The following is a 261-nucleotide window of genomic DNA, read 5'->3' as shown; positions in this document are numbered from 1 at the left end:
AGGGTGGGATGCCCGTTCCCGAATTGTGCCGCGAGCACGGGATCAGCAGCGCGACGTTCTACAAGTGGCGGGCCAAGTATGGCGGCATGGATGCGTCCATGATGGGTCAGATGAAGGCCTTGGAGGACGACAACCGGCGGCTGAAGCGCATGTTTGCCGATCTCAGCATGCAGGCCGACCTGCTTCGAGAAGCTCTTGGAAAAAAGTGACACGGCCAGCTCAACGCCGGGAGTTGGCCGAGAAGGCGGTGGCGATGAGGGG

1 pseudogene is annotated in these 261 nt (G+C 61.7%); it reads left to right on the top strand.

Going from position 1 to position 261, the window contains the following annotated elements:
* Positions 1 to 261, top strand: a pseudogene (locus FNJ84_RS21880) (transposase); the annotation flags it as partial.

It is taken from the genome of Paracoccus sp. M683 (assembly GCF_007096355.1).
In the GTDB taxonomy this organism is placed as follows: Bacteria; Pseudomonadota; Alphaproteobacteria; order Rhodobacterales; family Rhodobacteraceae; genus Paracoccus.
Note: the sequence above shows the minus strand (reverse complement) of the source record. Positions and strands in the feature narration are given on the sequence as shown.